The sequence below is a fragment of the Protofrankia sp. CiP1_Cm_nod3 genome, from assembly GCF_982290655.1.
Genome location: NZ_CEVIVD010000141.1, coordinates 1 through 918, shown reverse-complemented (window position 1 = coordinate 918; position 918 = coordinate 1). Strand labels below are relative to the sequence as shown.

At 75.7% G+C, this 918-nt stretch carries 1 pseudogene; it reads right to left on the bottom strand.

What is annotated here, in order from left to right:
* Positions 1-918: pseudogene (locus tag AC5LUJ_RS19970) on the bottom strand (hypothetical protein); the annotation flags it as partial.

The window sequence follows — 918 nt, the reverse complement described above, 5'->3', positions numbered from 1 at the left end:
GCGCCGGCACGGGCGACCCGCCGGTTCCGGCGGGGGGATTGTCGCGGGCCGGCCGGTTCGCGCCGGTGGCGGCTGGCGGGCCTGGCAGCGACGGTGGTGCTGGGGGGTCGCCGCTGGTGGGGTTCGTGGCCGCCGGGTCGGGGACGGCGTCGGGCTGGGGGTCGTCTCCTGCCGGGAGCTGGTTACTGCCGGCCGGGGCTGCTGCCGGTCGGGTGGGCAGGGGTGCAAGCGGCAGGTGCCGGATCGGTGGGGTGCGGTTGGGGTCCTCGTCGCCGGTGGTGTCGGCCGGCCGGCCGCTGTCCGGGACTGTCGGTGGGGTGGTGTGTCCCCGGCTGGGCAGGGTGTGCGCGCCGCCGTGGGCGGTGGTGAGGAGGTCGAGCAGGTGGGCGGTGTCCGCGGCGGGCAGGGTGTAGAGCCGGCGCAGCGTCCGCGTCGCCCCGGTGGCGGTCAGGATCGTGCCGTCCGCGCGGACCGTGTGCTCGGTGCCGGACGGCCAGCCGTCGAGGATCACCGCGGTGATCCCGAGACGCTGGCCCTGGGTGAGGATCCCGGCCAGCCGGCGGCCGATCGCGCGAGGATCCGCGGTGGTGATGAGGAGCACGTCGGGTAGGGCCTCGTCCGGGTGCGCGGCCCGCAGCCCGGCCCGGCTGATGATCTCCCCGGCTGTGGCCGGTGCTTCCGCGGCGAGCCAGGTCCGGTGCGCGACCTCGGCTTCCAGATGGGACAACGCCGCGTCGTCGGACTCGACAACGATCAGATCGGGGTAGTCGGTGTGCCCGTCCAGCGCGAGGCGCCGGACGGTCGACGCGGACAGGATCACCCGGTTGTGTGCCGCACCGGTCAGTTGATGATCGGCGAGGATGGCAGCGAGGAGCGCGCGGGCCGCGCCGGTGCTTCCCGGTCCGGACAGACCCAGCC